This is a genomic window from Virgibacillus carmonensis (genome assembly GCF_057836705.1).
Map to the genome: position 1 here is coordinate 121,444 of NZ_JBYQFJ010000002.1, position 18,218 is coordinate 139,661.

16 protein-coding genes are annotated in these 18,218 nt (G+C 39.7%); 3 read left to right on the forward strand and 13 right to left on the reverse strand.

From position 1 onward, the window contains the following. Nucleotides 1-39 precede the first annotated feature (39 nt). From AC3G7N_RS01925 to pxpB, 10 genes are all read right to left on the reverse strand, one after another. The gene (locus AC3G7N_RS01925) at nucleotides 40-1,068 is read right to left on the reverse strand and encodes a hypothetical protein (protein WP_489420450.1); all 1,029 of its coding nucleotides are present in this window, start codon (nucleotides 1,066-1,068) and stop codon (nucleotides 40-42) included. 85 nt (nucleotides 1,069-1,153) lie between these two features. Further along, nucleotides 1,154-1,981 (reverse strand): carbon-nitrogen family hydrolase, encoded by an 828-nt coding sequence (locus AC3G7N_RS01930; protein WP_489420451.1) that lies wholly within the window; start codon nucleotides 1,979-1,981, stop codon nucleotides 1,154-1,156. 45 nt (nucleotides 1,982-2,026) lie between these two features. Continuing rightward, nucleotides 2,027-2,380 carry a DUF779 domain-containing protein gene (locus AC3G7N_RS01935; protein WP_489420452.1) on the reverse strand — a complete coding sequence of 118 codons (354 nt, stop codon included), beginning with the start codon at nucleotides 2,378-2,380 and terminating at the stop codon, nucleotides 2,027-2,029. Between the two features lie 77 nt (nucleotides 2,381-2,457). Further along, entirely contained in the window at nucleotides 2,458-3,978 is a 1,521-nt protein-coding gene (adh, locus tag AC3G7N_RS01940) for an aldehyde dehydrogenase (RefSeq protein ID WP_489420453.1), read from the reverse strand. Nucleotides 3,979-4,408: 430 nt separating this feature from the next. Beyond that, nucleotides 4,409-4,591 (reverse strand): cold-shock protein, encoded by a 183-nt coding sequence (locus tag AC3G7N_RS01945; protein WP_489420454.1) that lies wholly within the window; start codon nucleotides 4,589-4,591, stop codon nucleotides 4,409-4,411. A 419-nt stretch (nucleotides 4,592-5,010) separates the two neighbouring features. Continuing rightward, the gene (locus tag AC3G7N_RS01950) at nucleotides 5,011-5,763 is read right to left on the reverse strand and encodes a Cof-type HAD-IIB family hydrolase (protein ID WP_489420455.1); all 753 of its coding nucleotides are present in this window, start codon (nucleotides 5,761-5,763) and stop codon (nucleotides 5,011-5,013) included. After that, a complete protein-coding gene (locus AC3G7N_RS01955; protein ID WP_489420456.1) occupies nucleotides 5,760-6,944 on the reverse strand; it encodes an MDR family MFS transporter in 1,185 nt (394 codons plus the stop codon). Before AC3G7N_RS01955 ends, AC3G7N_RS01950 begins: the two co-directional genes overlap by 4 nt. Nucleotides 6,945-7,039: 95 nt before the next feature. Then, complete coding sequence (locus AC3G7N_RS01960; RefSeq protein WP_489420457.1) at nucleotides 7,040-7,990, reverse strand: 5-oxoprolinase subunit C family protein; 951 nt, start codon at nucleotides 7,988-7,990, stop codon at nucleotides 7,040-7,042. Between the two features lie 181 nt (nucleotides 7,991-8,171). Beyond that, nucleotides 8,172-8,918, reverse strand: a complete 747-nt coding sequence (locus AC3G7N_RS01965; protein ID WP_489420458.1) for a LamB/YcsF family protein — start codon at nucleotides 8,916-8,918, stop codon at nucleotides 8,172-8,174. 2 nt (nucleotides 8,919-8,920) lie between these two features. Then, on the reverse strand, nucleotides 8,921-9,652 hold the full coding sequence (gene pxpB / locus AC3G7N_RS01970) for a 5-oxoprolinase subunit PxpB (protein ID WP_489420459.1): 732 nt from the start codon (nucleotides 9,650-9,652) through the stop codon (nucleotides 8,921-8,923). A 152-nt stretch (nucleotides 9,653-9,804) separates the two neighbouring features. On the opposite strand from pxpB, the gene AC3G7N_RS01975 reads away from it, so the two are divergent. Then, entirely contained in the window at nucleotides 9,805-11,442 is a 1,638-nt protein-coding gene (locus AC3G7N_RS01975; RefSeq protein WP_489420460.1) for an SLC13 family permease, read from the forward strand. 145 nt (nucleotides 11,443-11,587) lie between these two features. Here the strand turns inward: AC3G7N_RS01975 and AC3G7N_RS01980 are convergent, their stop codons facing one another. Together AC3G7N_RS01980 and AC3G7N_RS01985 are read right to left on the reverse strand one after the other, a co-directional pair. Continuing rightward, nucleotides 11,588-12,793, reverse strand: coding sequence for an MFS transporter (locus AC3G7N_RS01980; protein WP_489420461.1), 1,206 nt, complete (start codon nucleotides 12,791-12,793; stop codon nucleotides 11,588-11,590). 122 nt (nucleotides 12,794-12,915) lie between these two features. Beyond that, the gene (locus tag AC3G7N_RS01985; protein ID WP_489420588.1) at nucleotides 12,916-14,106 is read right to left on the reverse strand and encodes a CynX/NimT family MFS transporter; all 1,191 of its coding nucleotides are present in this window, start codon (nucleotides 14,104-14,106) and stop codon (nucleotides 12,916-12,918) included. A gap of 192 nt (nucleotides 14,107-14,298) precedes the next feature. Between AC3G7N_RS01985 and AC3G7N_RS01990 the strand changes: the two genes are divergently transcribed. Both AC3G7N_RS01990 and AC3G7N_RS01995 read left to right on the forward strand, forming a co-directional pair. Continuing rightward, nucleotides 14,299-16,338, forward strand: a complete 2,040-nt coding sequence (locus AC3G7N_RS01990; protein WP_489420462.1) for a methyl-accepting chemotaxis protein — start codon at nucleotides 14,299-14,301, stop codon at nucleotides 16,336-16,338. 98 nt (nucleotides 16,339-16,436) lie between these two features. After that, nucleotides 16,437-17,126 carry an aspartate/glutamate racemase family protein gene (locus tag AC3G7N_RS01995; RefSeq protein WP_489420463.1) on the forward strand — a complete coding sequence of 230 codons (690 nt, stop codon included), beginning with the start codon at nucleotides 16,437-16,439 and terminating at the stop codon, nucleotides 17,124-17,126. Nucleotides 17,127-17,221: 95 nt separating this feature from the next. On the opposite strand, the gene AC3G7N_RS02000 is transcribed toward AC3G7N_RS01995, so the two are convergent. After that, on the reverse strand, nucleotides 17,222-18,172 hold the full coding sequence (locus AC3G7N_RS02000; RefSeq protein WP_489420464.1) for an agmatinase family protein: 951 nt from the start codon (nucleotides 18,170-18,172) through the stop codon (nucleotides 17,222-17,224). Nucleotides 18,173-18,218 lie beyond the last annotated feature (46 nt).

Consider the following 18,218-nt stretch of genomic DNA (forward strand, 5'->3'; position numbering starts at 1 on the left):
TCAAATTTTGTTTTAAAAATATGGACGGCGCTATTTAATTTATTTCACTTGTTTAAAAATGTAATCAATAACTTCATTTACATCATTTTTATCAACACTTTTGAACTTTTCCTCAAGCTGACTTTGATAAAGACCCGCTTCTTTTAGATGTTCAATTCCTTTTTTCATATACGATTTATAACTATTATTAAGTTCTTCAATTTGACTAGCATACTTTTCATCGGTTCCAGGTGTGACCAATTCCTCGTACAGGTCGATAATCTCATCACTTTCTTTTTCAGGGAAAAACTCGTGTGGGTCAGTGCTATCAAAAACGCAAAAATCTAACTCACGAACAAGTACCATGTCAATACTATTTGAATCAAAGCTGCAGTGATACAATTCTACGTCGAAGCCTTCGTCAGTGCATGCATTGGCAATTTTTTTCATAAATGTAGATTTACCTGTACCAGCACGACCTTTAATGAAATACGTTTTCGAAACACCTTCGATAAGTTCAGGTACAACATTTACTACACCGTCTTTCGTGTTAGTCCCAAACAAGCGGTGATAAATAAACCCTTCACTCTTACTTTTTGATGTAGATGTAACAAGTTTCCCAATAAAATCAGCTGTCACTTGATCTGCTTTAGCAAAGTCCATCTCATTTATATAAATTTCCTCAAGGTCGTCATGAACTTTTAAGCCCGTCACAAAATCTTCGTACGCTGAATTTATTAATGCTTGTTGCTTAGCAAACTGCTCTTCAAATTCAGTCAAATCTGTATTACTTTTCAAATCGACCTCACTTATATTCTCGGACTTGGATATTTGTCCTGAAATCACAGCTAGTGACTTATCCCGAATGATAACTCCATCTATGAACTCATTCCCATTTATGCTTTTAATTGTCTCAATGTCACTTGTATCGTCAAAGTCACTAATAATTTGTTTGAAAATTTCAGTTTTTAATGACACGGATGGATGATTTAAAGTAAAAACGTTTTCTATGTCCTTCAAATTTGATTCAGAAAAACTTTTTAGACCTTGCGCTGTATGTCCAGACATATAATATCTTCTTTCAGACAAGCTAACACACCCTTTCAGTTTTTTCACTTTATTAGTGTATGTGAAGTAGGCGGATGTGTTACTATTAGATAGCTTTTAAGAATTTCTATGATGAATACCTTCCTTCCCTCCGATCACCAAACACATTGATTCGCTCCCTGACCTCATCAACCAAGGCAAAATCTACTTCTCCAACTACAATTTCCTCTTCAGTACTTCCTTCTGCAACAATTTCTCCCCATGGATCAATAATTAGTGACATGCCACCAAATTCATTTTTCGGATCGGACCCGCTTCGATTACAGGCAATCACATAACATTGATTTTCAATAGCGCGTGCTTGTAGTAGAATCCTCCAATGATTGATTCGTGGCTTCGGCCATTCAGCGACAACATACATGACCTTTGCGCCATTCAATGCAGACTTTCTCATCCATTCTGGAAATCGTATGTCATAGCAGATAAACCCAGCTGAGTCGGTACCGTCTAATGCAAATTCCGCTTTATCCTTACCTTCCTCTAAATAAACGTGTTCATCCATAAGTTGAAATAAGTGCAGTTTGCTATATTTATGAGTTAAATTTCCTTTGTTATCTATAACTAACAAAGTATTCCGCACCCCATCGTTGCATTTCTCGGCTACAGATCCTCCTACTAAACTGACATGATACTTTTTCGCCTGTTCTTTTAAAAAGGCTATCGACTTTCCAGCCTGATCATCTGCAATTTCATCGAGGCGCGTTAGGTCATACCCAGTGGTCCAAAGTTCCGGTAGTAGAATTATATTTGCTCCCGCATTTGCCGCTTCGGCAATGTAATTAGAAGCATTGGTGAAATTGATTTGAGGGTCTCCATAAATTATATCAAGTTGAATCATAGCAATTTTCTGTTTCAAAGTAATTCCTCCAATTGTTTTTGAATGAGAAAAAATCATCAACTGTGATAAATTAGCTGATGATTTTTTCTCATTATATATCTATTAAGCTAATTCCGCTCGTTCTTCTTCTGTAAAAACCCGTGACCTTGTCAAAAATCGTTTTCCTTCAGGTCCTTCAAGCGAAAACATGCCACCACGGCCCTTTATTGCATCTACAATTATTTGTGTGTGTTTCCAATATTCATACTGATCTTTTGCCATATAAAATGGTGTATCACCTATTTCCCCAAGCAGAACATCCGAATCTCCCGTACGAAATTCGCCTCTCGGATAACACATTGGTGAACTACCATCACAACACCCACCAGATTGATGGAACATTAGATCACCATGGATCTCCTTTAGAGATTCTATGAGATTTAATGCTTCATCGGTTACCGTAACTCGCTCGACCATTTTTCACACTCCTTTACTCCGTATACAAAAAATGGTACTTCACGTTCGATTACTTTCCCCTGTTCCCCTAGTAATGCTTAAAAGAAACCAGCCGGTGCTTCCGAATAGCTGATAAGTAAGTTCTTTGTTTGTTGATAATGATCCAGCATCATTAAGTGGTTTTCACGGCCAATACCTGATTTTTTGTATCCACCAAACGCCGCATGCGCTGGGTATTGGTGGTAACAGTTAGTCCAAACACGTCCTGCTTGAATTCCTCGTCCAAATCGATATGCAGTATTAATATTACGCGTCCAAACACCCGCACCTAATCCATACAAAGTGTCATTTGCAATTTCCATCGCCTCTTCTTTATCCTTAAAGGTTGTAACAGAAAGTACTGGTCCGAAAATTTCTTCTTGGAAAATACGCATTTTATTGTGTCCCTTGAAGATAGTAGGCTCCACATAATAACCGTTTTCCATATCGCCTTCTAATTTATTTGTATTACCACCAACAAGAACCTCAGCGCCTTCTTCCTTACCAATTGAAAGATAGGATTGAATTTTTTCTAATTGTTCTTGTGATGCCTGTGCACCCATCATTGTTTCCGTATCAAGTGGATGGCCAATTTTAATTTGTTCCACTCGCTCAACTGCTCGTTCCATAAATTCATCGTAAATCGATTCATGAACTAACGCTCGGGATGGACAAGTACAAACTTCCCCTTGGTTAAGGGCAAACATGACAAGTCCTTCAATCGCTTTATCCAAAAATCCATCATCTAGATCCATGACATCTTCAAAGAAAATATTCGGTGATTTTCCACCAAGTTCAAGTGTTACTGGAATAATGTTTTCAGAAGCATACTGCATGATTAACCGACCTGTAGTTGTTTCACCTGTGAACGCAATTTTGGAAATACGGCTGTTGGATGCTAGTGGTTTTCCTGCTTCCACACCAAATCCGTTAACGACGTTCAGTACACCCGCTGGAAGAAGGTCTTTAATCAGTTCTAGCAAAACATGAATGGATGCTGGAGTTTGTTCAGCAGGCTTTAATACCACACAGTTCCCTGCTGCAAGAGCCGGCGCTAACTTCCATGTAGCCATCAGGATTGGGAAGTTCCACGGAATGATCTGCCCAACTACACCCAGTGGTTCATGGAAATGATAAGCAACTGTATCATTATCGATTTGGCTGACTCCACCTTCCTGCGCACGTATTGCTCCTGCAAAATAGCGGAAGTGATCAATGGCAAGTGGTATATCCGCAGCAAGTGTTTCACGAACTGCTTTCCCATTATCCCACGTTTCCGCTACAGCCAATGTTTCTAAATTTTGTTCCATTCTATCTGCAATCTTATTTAAAATATTTGCTCGTTCCGCTACCGATGTTTGACCCCACTTTTCTGCTGCTGCGTGACCTGCATCAACTGCCGCTTCTACATCTTCTTTCGTTGATCGAGCCATTTCACAGAATACTTTACCTGTAACAGGACTTACATTTTCAAAATACTTTCCATTTGCTGGAGGTCTATATTCGCCCCCAATAAAATTATCATACCGCTCTTTAAATGTGACTTTAGCCCCGTCAGTGTTAGGATTTGCATACTGCATGTTACACATTCCTCCTCGTATTGTTGTAACCGCTTACAAATAATCTGATGAGTATGTCTAAGACGCAACCTCTACTAATAATTGTATCAATTTTTTATGAGTTTTTGCAACTATTAGACTCTTTGTTTATTACTAAAAAACCTTAGCCAATTATTCTGGCTAAGGTTCTTGTTCCACTGAAGGAAAGTATAAAAGATTCTACGGAAATCAGTCTAAGAAAAACCTCGCCATTCGCTATTAAGGACGAGGCCAATGCCGGGTTTTTCTTTAGGTCTTGCTAATCATGCATCCTTTTGCTTAAACATATATAAAAAAAGATGCCAAATCAGACATCCCAAGTGGAAATATATAAGCATAAAAAAAAGCAATAATTCATCCTATTTGATAGCATCCAGATTCAAGCTGCTACTCAGACTTCATACATATAGCCCTATTTTAATTCAGGCAACATACGTGTTTCCGTTTCCATTGAAGATTTACATAGCGGACATTTTGGCTCTTCTTCAAAGCTAAATGACTCTCTCATCCACCCCTGACAATCTTCACTAGAACAAGTCCATACCTTAGTTTCTACTTCTGGTAATGGCTCTTTAGGACCGCGTGAAAAAGACATCAACAAAACCCCTTTCATCTTGCTATCCCTATTATACTCTTTTCTGGCATACAATGAAAGTCGCTGACAAATTTAGAAGAAATCCGACAAGAAAGAAAAGCGGAGGTGACTGGGTAGTGGCGTACAAATAGATAGAACTGTGAAAGTACGGGGAACTTTCCGTACATTCATCAGGGCTATCTATTTGCTAGCCGCTAGGAGCCGCAGCTGGATCAAGAAAAGCGGAGGCGACTGGGTAGTGGCGTACAAATAGATAGATGAAGTTCTACTAAGAACGCCACGTCCTGTGGCAATGCCGAACTCCCCTGCTTCGTGTAGGGCATGTGAAAGTACGGGGAACTTTCCGTACATTCATCAGGACTATCTATTTGCTAGCCGCTAGGAGCCGCAGCTGGATCAAGAAAAGCGTAGGCGACTGTCTAATCAAGTACAAAGTGTTCGATCACTTTTGCTACACCATCACGATCATTTGTATCTGTTTCAAAATCTGCTGCTTTTTTTATTGCTTCTTGTGCATTCCCCATCGCCACGCCTAGTCCTGCCTGTTGAATCATTTTCATATCGTTCAAACTATCTCCTACTGCCATTACATCTTCCATGGTAATATCAAGTTTTTCACAAACCTTACGTAAGGCACTACCTTTGTGGACGCCTTTTGGATTTACCTCTACGTTATGTGGCTGTGAATTCGTTAATTCCAGTCCGTCAAAATGAGAAAGTTCCTGCATGAATTTTTCTAAATTACTTGGACTGTGTGAATCAAAGCCAACCTTCAACCATTCTGGCTTTGAGAAGTCATTCGGACACTCTCCCCGCCAAACAGCATCCGTAGCAATCATCCAGCTTCCCATGTCATATTTTTTTCCAAGGTTCCACATTTTTTCCATTAAAACCGGGTCCACTGTATGACGTTCTAATAGTTCTTTTTTGACCGTCCAAATTTCTCCTCCATTACTTGTTACAAGATAAGACTGTAACCCAAGAGATTCTGCATATGGATAGCACGATCCCAACCAGCGACCCGTGCTAATTACTACGTGTACACCTTTTGCCATTGCTTGATCAATTGCTTTGCGTGTACGTTCTGTCACTTTTTCATCACTTGTCAGTAATGTTCCATCCATATCAAGTGCAATCAGTTTAATTTCTTTTTCTGACTTATACATATTCATTCTCCTTTAGCGATTGTTTTGTCTGTTAACTTACGATCATAAAAGTGTGTAGTGAAATATGGAATTATCAATAATACTAATAGAAGGAAAAACAGCAACTGAATATTGTAGAAGTCTACTATCAACCCACCAAGTAGTGGACCAATCATTCGACCAGCTGCACTGACACTGTTGACAATCCCTTGGTAAAAACCAATACGGCCGTTTGGAGCAAGTTCATTCGCAAGCGTCGGAATTGCAGGCCATACGATCATTTCTCCAATTGTTAAAATAACCATCGATACTGCGAAAAGTGTAAATGCTTCCGCAAACATGGTTATCGCAAAAGCTACTATCATAATCGTGATACCAATATAAATTTGTTTTTTCGTTGATGTAACTCGATCTGTAATCAATTTTAACAGAGGTTGCCCTAAAACGATAAGAGAACCATTAATTGCCCAAAGTAAACTATATTGCTCCAGTCCAATTCCGATGTCCTGTGTATACGACGCAATGGTTGATTGCCATTGACTGTAAGCGATCCAGCACATCAAAAATCCAACACATAATACGAGAAGTGCGGTAAATGTTGATTTGCTTTTAATGGTTAAACCTTGCTCAAGAACGGTCGTATGCATTTGACGATCTCGCTCTTTATCCATTCCTTTGAATGAAGTCAGTACAATAATTAAAAAAGCAGCAAATAAAGTCGCATTCGCAATAAAAATATAATTAAACGAGATACTCGCAATATATCCACCGATGGTCGCCCCGAGCGCAACACCAAAATTCTGTGCAACGTAAATGGCATTGAATGCACGTCGACCACCTTCAGGCCAAACCGAACCAGCCATTGCGAACATCACTGGCCTGGACATACCCGCACCAAAACCGATTAAAACCAACAGAATCGAATACGGAACAATACTATGATAGACAGACATGGTGACAGAGGCTATAAAAGCAATCGACATTCCAATCAGGATTGTTCGGGATGCACTTAATTTATCAAATAAAATCCCACCGACCATGTTCCCAACAATCGATGCTCCTTGGTTAAACATTAAAATAAACCCGGCAAAAGCCAAACTTTTACCGAGCTCATTATGCATATAAATGGTATTGAGAGGCCATAAAAAGGAAGCCCCTGTTACGTTAACCGTAGTAGCTATTGCTAATAACCATATGTATTTCGGCATTGATGTCAACTCGCTTTACCCGTGTAATCATTCAGTTATTGTAAACTATTTCGAGTGACTAAGCAATAGGATTATTGTAGGCGTTTACCTTTTATTCATTTATCCCGAATACCATGATAAAAGGTTTCCAGTTTATGCAAGTTTCTTTCCAGTTGTTTGGCTTTGTACTGCGCCTCTTCAACTGAAACCAGGTGGAAATGAATCTTATTATTTGGAGCAAGCTGCGCAATTTTGGGTAGATCAGCTGACATAACTGTGCCAATCCTTGGATATCCCCCTGTCGTTTGTCGATCTGCCATTAAAATAATCGGATTACCGTTCCCTGGAATTTGAATTCCTCCAAATGGAACTGGGTCAGACCAAATACCTTTTTGACTTGGCGTTACTTTATCATCGGATTGTAATCGGTAGCCCATGCGATTTGAGTTGGCATCTACATTGTGGGTCGTCTTAAAAAATAGTTGTCGTTCCTCTTTTGTAAATTTATTCGTATGTGGGCCTGCTACTACACCAATTTTTATGTCAGTTTCATATGCAGGAATCAGTTGTTTGTTTAAGGACACGCCACCTTTTACAAAGGTTTTCATACCGTAAAGCGTAGAGTCTCTGTCCAATTCCAATCCTAACCCGCTGTTTCGATCCGTTGATTTGCTCCCAAATTCTTCTGACACATCAAATCCACCGGCTACAGAAATATACGCCCGCAATCCTGTTTTCCGTTTTCCAAAGGCTAATGTGTCACCTTTATTCATCTGAAACGACTTCCACATTTGGATGGTTTCATTATTTAAAGTAGGTGACAAATCTGCCCCACAAATAGCAATTGTGATGGATGATTTAGCTTCGAGTGTTGGTCCAATTAACGTTACCTCAAGTGCCGCCTCATTCCGAGGATTTCCAGCCAGTATATTTACAACCTGTAATGCGAACGTATCCATAGCCCCACTAACAGGTATCCCGTATTGCTGATAACCGTGTCTTCCCATGTCCTGCAATGTAGTTAATACACCTGGTTTTATTACTCGAAAAATTTCATGCTTTTGCATAGGATCACCTCCATTTGTGGTTTTGGATTTTGAGATGAGTTTGTGGCATCTCGCTCAACTTTCTTATGTTTAGGATAGACTTTTAGATGGTTTGGATCGACTTTCCTACGTTCACGATCGACTTTATTGCTAGTTCGATCAAGTTCTAGTAATTTGGATTGTTAATGCGCAATGTCCTCAGTTAGTCTAATGACTTCAGGGAAACACCGACCTCGTCTAAGCCTTTGCGGAGTTCCTGAGCAAATTCCACCGCATGGATACCATCCCCGTGAATACAGACTGTATCAGCTTGAATTTTCATTTCGGTTCCATCTACTGCTTCTACAGAACCTCTTATGATCATGGTTTTAACCTGTTTTATGGATTCTGAAACACCATCCACCATTGCATCTGCTTCTTTCCGGGATGTTAACGACCCGTCAGGCTGATAGGTTCGATCAGCAAACACTTCAGATGCCACACGAAGTCCTATCTGGCTACCGGCTGAAACTAGTTCACTTCCTGCTAAGCCATATAAGATTAAGCCTGAATTAACGTCATTTGTAGCTCGAGCAACTGCGACAGCCACTTCAGAATCTTTAGCCGCTAGATTATATAGGGCGCCGTGTGGTTTTACATGTTGCATTGCTATCCCATGAACTTTACAAAACGCCGCAAGACTTTCAATTTGATCGACAACAGAACGATAGATTTCGTCTGGTGTGAGCTGTAACATACGCCGGCCAAATCCCTCCGTATCTGGAAAGCCAGGATGAGCACCAACAGCAACGCCATATTTTTTTGCCAGACGAACGGTAGTATCCATCACATGTGGATTCCCCGCATGTGCTCCACAAGCAATATTTGCTGAGGTGATATACTGCATGAGAGCTTCATCCGCATCAAAGCCCTCCCCCAAATCACAATTTAAATCAATGCTTTTCTTCACTATTATTCAGCTCCATTCGCTGTTTCAACATGTAACTTGTATGACCTTTTTTTCACTTTTTCCTGTATGTTATGAAATTCTTCAATAGAAACAGCTTCAAATTTCACATAATCACCCGCACGAAATAAGATTGGATCATCTAGTTCTCTATCAAATAGGTTAATAGGTGTTCTTCCAATTATATTCCATCCTCCAGGTGAGGCGACGGGATAGATTCCTGTTTGTTTGTCTGCTATCCCTACAGATCCGGCAACAATTTTATCGCGTGGCTTTTCTAATCGTGGTGTCGCAATATTAGATGTCATCCCACCCAAGTAAGGAAATCCTGGTAAAAATCCAATCATGTATACGAGACACTCTTGTCCCTGATGCATCGAAATCACTTCTTCCACGGTACATTTATTATATGCTGCCACCCGATTTATATCTGGTCCGTATTCACCGCTATAAATAACTGGGATATGCAAAATGCGTGATAAATTACTTTTTCCATCCGCTTTTTTTGCATGAAGCTTTTCTAGTTCACTCGTAATGTCACCATAGGAACGAACATGTAAATCATAATAAATACCCACGGAATCATAAGCAGGAACCCATTCCGTTACACCATCGATAGGAAATTCAGCGAGTTTTTGGCAAAAAACCTGAATCGTTCTGTTTAATTCCGAAGTCACTTCATCATGAAATTGTACTTTAATCCCACTATCCCCAATTGGTAGAATTGAAATTTTCATCTCATTACTCAACTCCTCTTATGAAAAGACTACCATATTTCCCATAATTATTTCGACCTTTCCAGGAAAGCGCTAACACTTTTTTCTTGTCGATTTATCATACAATTTGTATAATAGATGAAATATTGTTATACAAACAAAGGAGGAAAACTATGATCGCTACTACATGGAATTGGTTATGGGACAAACATGATCAAGCAAAAGATTTGTTAAGCTTTTTCGTTCGTCCAAACGCATCAAACATGAGTAAAGAAAAGACAGATTCAACTACCAATTCATCTGGCGGTAACGGTGATAAGAGAAGTTATAAGACTCCACAGCTAATTGGACTTTTTCTTGGGCCTATTTTATTTATTTTAACCTTAACACTGTTTTCACCTGAAGGATTATCCAGCGACGGACAAGCCGTTCTGGCGAGTACGATTTGGATTGCAGTTTGGTGGATAACGGAGGCAATTCCAATCCCAGTTACATCTTTACTACCTATTGTTTTATTTCCAGTTACGGGTGGATTAGATATTGGAGCAACCACAGCTTCTTATGGAGATGACACAATTTTTCTATTTATGGGCGGATTCATGATAGCGCTCGCAATGGAAAAGTGGAACCTGCATAAACGAATTGCACTTACTATTATCTCGATGATAGGTACCAATACAGATCGAATCATTTTAGGTTTCATGGTTGCGACAGGATTTTTGTCCATGTGGATCTCAAATACTGCAACAGCTATGATGATGGTACCAATCGGTCTGGCAATTATCTACCAGGTTTCGGAAGCATTAAAAGATAATGATTCGGTTGATACCTCAAAAGAAAATTTCGGATTCGGAAAAGCATTAATGTTAGGAATTGCCTACTCAGCTTCCCTTGGTGGTATTGGAACTTTGATCGGTACACCGCCGAACACAGCTTTAGCAGCGGCTATCGATGAATTTTATGGAGTCGAGTTATCCTTTGCGAAGTGGATGTTATTCGGTGTTCCAATTGCATGGATTTTCATTATCATCGCTTGGTTCTACTTGGTAAAGGTTGCATTTCCACTAAAAGTTAAGAAACTTCCAGGTGGAAGAGAACTCATTCAATCGGAGAAAAAGAAACTTGGAGTTCCGTCGTTTGAAGAAAAGGCAGTCTTTGTCGTCTTTATACTTGCGGCATTTTCCTGGATAACTCGATCATTCTTACTTGTACACATTAGCGAGAATATAAACGATGCGATAATCGCAATGACTTTTGCTATTATTCTATTCATTATTCCGTCTATCAATAAAAAGGGAGACCATCTACTAGACTGGGATACAGCTGTTAAGCTGCCTTGGGGAATCCTGTTACTATTTGGTGGTGGTCTTGCAATTGCTGCAGGATTTGTAGCATCAGGGTTATCTGATTGGATTGGAAATCAACTGAGTGCTCTAGAAGGCGCTAACATGTTCCTTGTCTTATTAGTAGTTGCAACACTAGTTATTTTCCTAACCGAATTGACGTCAAACACTGCAACAGCTTCCATGATGTACCCAATTATGGCTGCCTTAGCTTTAGCACTGAACATTCACCCGTTCTCCGTGATGATTGTTGCTGCGGTCGCTGCATCGTGTGCATTCATGTTACCAGTTGCAACACCGCCTAACGCAGTTGTGTTTGGTTCTGGCTATTTACGGATTCCTGACATGGCAAAAACAGGGTTCCTTTTGAACATCTTAGGTATAATTTTAGTAACACTAGCAGTCTACTTCTATCTCCCAATAGCTTGGGGAATAGATTTAACAAACCTACCAGAAACATTTAAGTAGACAAGAAAAGCGAAGGCGACTGGTCAGCGATGTACAAATAGATAGGACTGGGAAAGTACGTCGAACTTTACGTACCTTTCATCAGGACTAACTATTTGTTAATCGTTAGGAGCCGCAGCTAGACATAAAAAAACGATGGATTTTATCAGTCCATCGTTTTTTTATGCTGCTTTTTAGTAATTCGTTTCGATAAGACAGTTACAAACATGATATACATGAGCGGAATACATCCAGACACTAGCACGAAGCCTGACCAACCTATCGCACTGTACAAGGGTCCGATTGCCGTGCTACCAACTGCAACCCCAATATAATAGGATACTAGATATAAGCTTGATGCACTGCCTTTATGATGTGTTGCCTGCTCACTAACGGAAGCTGCCGATAACGAATGCGCAGTGAAAAATCCTAAACAACTAACACACAATCCAATGATTAACACTACTAATGAACTGCTTAATGTTAAAAATATCCCTATGGCAAAGGTGATAATTCCGATAATCCGAATCATTCTCAATCCAAACTTACCCGCTAGCCATCCTGCAAACGGCGAGCCAACTACCCCTAGCCCATAAGCTAGAAATGTATAGGAAATAACTTGTAGAGATAATGAAAATGGCGGTCCTTCGAGATAAAATGGCAAGTATGTCCATATCCCTGTAAACGAGCTTTGCAGCACAATCCCTAAGCCAAATGCAAGTAGTAATGCTGGATTTTTTAAATGAAATAAAAAGGCTTCCATATCACGTGAAAAAGTAAGATTACTAGCTTCAAAACGATTTGATTTCGGAAGCATTAGAAAAACAGCTATCAGAACCACGACACCAACTGATGCCAGTAAATAAAAGGCAGTCTCCCATGAATAATGATCGGTAATATATCCAGTCACAACCCTCCCCATCATTCCACCAAGTGCATTACTCGAAATGTATAGCGCCACCGCAACACTGACACTTCTTCTGTCAATTTCCTCACTAAGATAAGCAATTGATGCCGCTGGTAGACCTGCCAGGGCAAATCCTTGGATAAAGCGTAATACCAAAAGCATGACAAAAGAGTCCGTTAATGGTATTAAAAAAAATGGAATAATCGATCCCACTAAAGCAAATTTAATGTAAAACGTTCGGCCGTTTCGATCAGAAAGGAAACCTAACACGATTAGTCCGATAATCAAGCCAATAATCGTAAGTGATAACGATAAACTTGACGTTGATACCGCTACATTGAATTCATCCACAAATACTGGGAGAAGCGGTTGAACGGCATACATACTTGCAAACACAAAAAACGATGCCATTGCTAAACTCATGGTTATTTTCCAAAAATAAAAGTCTCTTATTGAATACTGCATAAACTCACATCCGTCTAACTTTATTTACTGCGGTCATGTTTGTCGATCAACTCTACTGGAATGCCGATCAACTAGCTGGGAATGTAGATCAACTTTAATTCCCTTTCAATCAACTGCATTTCCTATTCATCCAATACATATTGATTTCGACCTGCACCATAACCGAAGAATGCAACTAAAACCGCTACACAAATCAAGGTAATAAGTGGAACAGACCAGGCATGCGTAATATCAAATAAAAACCCGATAAACATCGGTCCTATCGCTGCCAGGGTGTATCCTAACGATTGCGCCATCCCAGACAACTCTGCAGCTTGCCTTGCTGTCCGTGCACGCATTCCTAAAAACGCTAGTGCTAAACTAAAACTTCCACTTAATGCGATTCCAAGGCTGATAATACTAATAATCATTATGGTGTAGGAATTACCAACGAGCAAACCCGTATACCCACCTATGGCGAAGAATGTAAGAATGACGACCATCAAACTCTGTGATTTATATTTATTTGCAATGACTGGGACAAAAAAACTGGCTGGCAATCCAACAAATTGTGTAAACGACAGCATCCATCCTGCAGTTGCCATGCTTACACCATAATCATGTAATATCTCTGGTAACCAAGAAACCGTTACGTAAAACATAAAAGACTGTAACCCCATAAAGCAAGCTACATACCACGCGAGCGGAGAGCGCCACATACGATTATTGGATGGCTGCACATAACTCATCTCAACAGACTGACTTGATTTATCCCGTTTGCTTAGGAAAACCCATATAACAATCCCTATCACAGCTGGAGTTGTCCAAAACAATAAAGCAAGCTGCCAGCCCCAGTCCGATCCTCGTGCTAATGGAATACTTAATCCGGAAGCAGTTGCTGCAAAAATCCCCATTGCCGTTGAATAAAGACTTGTCATCAAAGCAATTTTCGCAGGGAATTTTTCTTTAATTATTCCAGGCAACAGCACATTACATATGGCAATTCCAAGTCCGATTAAAACTGTTCCAGCAAAAAGAAGGACCAACACGGAAATGGAACGAACCATTAATCCAATCATCAATAAAATAAGTCCAATTAACAAAGCCCGTTCATTGCTATACCGGTTTCCAAGCCTGGGTGCGAGCGGTGACATAATGGCAAACGCAATTAGTGGCAGACTCGTTAAAAGTCCCACACTCCAATTTGAGAGACCAAGATCATCACGAATAATGCCAATCACCGGTCCAACCGAGGTAATAGCTGGACGTAGATTAAATGCAACAAAAATAATTCCTACAACTAGTAAAACACGATAATATCGCTTCAAATCCATTGTCATTCGAATTTCAACATCCTTTAATATCTAAATACTATCTGAACTCTAATATAGCATATATGTAGATTTGGTCATTACAAAAGGGTTTATTACCTTTTTCTTCAATAAACACTATCTTTCACTACATATTTCGACATTTTTTCCGATAACAATGAGAGAACATATACTTCCACGTGAAAGGTGATAACAATGAAAGAGAAGACGAAAAAGCAAAATAAGAAAACTAAAAAACAGCGCAAAGGCTCCCTGCAGCGTCAAATTTTATTGCCCTTTTTACTATTAATCATTATTGCAGGTGCCGTGATTGCGTATACCAGCTACACGCTTAGTGCCAATGCGATGGTCGATCAGATGTCAAACAATGTAGAAAGTCAGACAGCAAATTTGAATGATACGTTTGATGTATTTTTTTCCAATACTGAAAACGTAATTAATCGGTTTGTTGAAAATGATTTGTTCACTGCATATAACCCAGACAAACGTGCTGATTTACTTGCGTATCTTGGAGAAACCCGGGAAGCAAACCCAACAATAGCAAACGTCTATGCAGGGATTGCCGAAACAGGCGAGACCGTTATTTACCCTGAAGTCGAACTGGGAGACTTTGATCCTCGTTCCAGCTCCTGGTACAAAAAAGCCTCAGATGCTAAGGGTGAAGTAGTCTGGACGAAACCATATATTGATACGGCTACCAAGCAGATGATTGTTACAGCCGCAAAAGCTTTTTACAACAATGGAGAATTCGTTGGCGTTGCGGGAGCTGATATTTATGTCGATACCTTAATAGACATGACAAATAAGATAAAAGTAGGAAAATCTGGATTTGCAATAGTTATTGATCGAAGTGGAAATTTCGTTGCACACCCGGACGAAACATTTATTGGAACGAGCGCAGACGAAGAACCATACTTTGAAAAACTTCAGAGTAGTGGCGATAATGGCATCATCGAATACCAAGCAGACGGTGGTAACCGGATTCTGGGCTACACGACAAACCAAAAAACAGGCTGGGTAGTTGGGGAAACGGTTTTTGAAAAAGATTTTCAAGAAGAGGCACGATCTATCTTAATACCAATTGCATTAACATTACTGATTATTATTGTATTAGCAATCATGATTTCCTATTTATCAACAAAGCGAATCACAAAACCGATTAAGCAACTACAAAACACCATGCAGGCAGTAGAAGATGGAAATCTTTTGGCTAAGTCGAATATAAAAACCAACAATGAAATTGGCGTATTAGCACAAAGCTTTGAAAACATGCTTCAACAAATGCGGACCATGTTGATTAATGTCAAAGATGTATCCTTTAATGTTTCAGAGGCTTCCCAAACATTGGTAGCCAGTGCCGAAGAAAATACAGCTTCATCAAATGAAGTATCCACAACGATGGAACAAATCGCATCAGGTGCAGGTGAACAATCTGAAATGATGGAACAGAACGCAATCGCAACTGAGAAATTATCAGGCTTAATCAAAGAAATTGAGTCGTATAATCAACAAGTTTTTGACGAGGCAATAGTCATGAACGAAATATCAGAAAAAGGTTCAGGCATTGTTCAGCTACTCAACAAACAATCAACAGAGACTGGTCAAATGACATCTGAAGTAGTTAAAGCGATTCAATCACTTGACACGAAGTCCACAAATATCAATGACATCGTAACAAAAATTGCTACTATTGCTAGTCAAACAAATTTATTAGCTCTAAATGCTGCAATTGAAGCGGCGCGTGCAGGCGAAAACGGACGTGGTTTTGCAGTAGTAGCTGATGAAGTACGTAAACTTGCCGAGCAGTCGGAAAGTGCTTTAGGTGATATTTCCCGCTTAATAGAAGAAATGCAGATTGAAACGAAGAACACCGTATCCCTTGTTGGCAAGACTAACGAGGTAATCCAAACACAGTCATTGTCCGTCGATCAAACCGAACAGGCATTTACAAACATCCAGGAAACGATTAAAACCAATAACGAATTGATAGAAAAAGTTATGAATACCATGAAAACAATTATTAACCAAGAACAAATCATTTCCAAAAACACACAAAATATCGCTTCAATCAGTCAGGAAACAGCTGCAGGAACCGAAGAAATATCAGCATCCATTGAACAACAAACTGCTTCAATGGAACAGTTAAATCATCTTGCAGAGGAATTAGAAAACTATTCGATGCAAATGCAGGATCAGGTAAATAAATTTAAAATCGATGAGAATGACAAGAATTAACTAACGAACCGTGCGTGGGTATCTGCGCATGGTTTTTTGTTAGACCTTTTTCGTTCAAAGGACTAAAATAGAAATAATATCTTTGGGGGGCATTCATCTTGAAAACAATCGGCCTGATCGGCGGAATGAGCTGGGAGTCTTCATTGGAGTACTATCGCATGATTAACAAGAAAATAAGCAATCAGGTTGGTGGACTCACGTCAGCAGAATGCATCATGTATAGTGTCAATTTCAGTGAAATTGAACACCTGCAACAGCAGAATGAGTGGGAAAAGGCTGCAATCATAATAAGCGATATTGCCAAAAAGCTGGAGTCTGCAGGTGCTGATTGTTTGGTAATCTGTACAAATACCATGCATAAAGTAGCCGATCCTGTTCAGAAAGCGATCAACGTTCCTCTTATTCACATTGGCGATGCAACCGCTGAGGCTATAAGTGAGGATAAAATTCCAAAAGTAGGGCTACTTGGAACACGTTATACGATGGAAGAAGACTTTTATCATGACAGATTAGAGAAACGCGGAATTCAGGTTGTCATTCCTGACCAATCTGCCAGGACTGAATTAAATCGAATTATTTTTGAGGAGCTATGCCAAGGTGAATTTTTACTTGACTCTAAAAAGAAAATCCAATCCATGATAGAAGGGCTTCGTTCGTCTGGTGCACAAGCAATTGTATTGGGCTGTACAGAAATTCCGTTAATCATCAAACAGGAAGACAGTCCACTTGATCTATACAATACGATGGGTATCCATGCGACAAAGGCAGTCAAATTTGCCTTAGGTTAATTTGAAATGCACGTATTGGTATAATAATCTCTTCAAACTCCTGACAATCAAAAATGGGACAACCCATAGACAAAGGGTTATCCCATCACACATTTTTATTTTTGTTCGTTCAAAATTCTACCTGCCAGTGCGTATAAAACTACAGTGGATACAAAATGCGATGAATTATCATTTGTATCCTGTTGTGGATATACTTCCACATAATCCATTCCGCGAATTCCCAGCTTTGCAAACTCATATACCAGTTCGACTAATTCATAAGAGGTTAAGCCATTTCCATCTACCGGTCCGCCTGGATTAAATGCGAAGTCTAATACATCGCTACAAATGCTTAAGTAAACTGCCTCCGTTCCTTCACTTGCAATCTTGTAAGCATCACGTGCTAACTCAACTAAATTCTTTGATTGTCTAATTTGACGGGCGGAAATCGTTGTTGCACCTACTTCATCTGCGTACCTGCCTGTTTCCGGTTTATTACGTGGACCATGGATTCCCATATGCACAATACTTTCATTGCGTACACTTTCACTCTCATAAATTCGATGGAATGGTGTACTTCTTGCAAATAAATCACCCTCATAATCCGGATGATTATCATAGTGTGCATCTAAATGAATAATTCCGACCTGCCCGTCAATTTCTTCACTTAGAGCCTTTACAATTGGGTACGTAATTCCATGATCGCCACCAAATGCAACTGGAAACTTTTCTGTTTTCCACACCTTACTTGAAAAGTTTTCAATCCGACGCATGGTTTCTCTCGTGTCAGCCGGAACTACATCTACATCTCCTAAATCCCCGAATGTATAATGTTCCTTTACGTCTATATGGTTTAGTTCGGGTAAATAACCAGAATACCGTGCTGAATTTAAACGAATTACTTTTGGACCTAATTCACACCCAGTGTAATCCCCCCATGTTACCGATCCTTCCCATGGCACACCAAAAACTAATACATCAGGATCGCCTGTACTACCGTCCTCTAGGTTGACCTTTTTTCCACCCAAATAACAAGGTGTGTTGCCGTAAATCATTTCCTGTCTCATACGCTCACTCCTATATGTATTATCTTTACTCTTCCCACTATTGTCG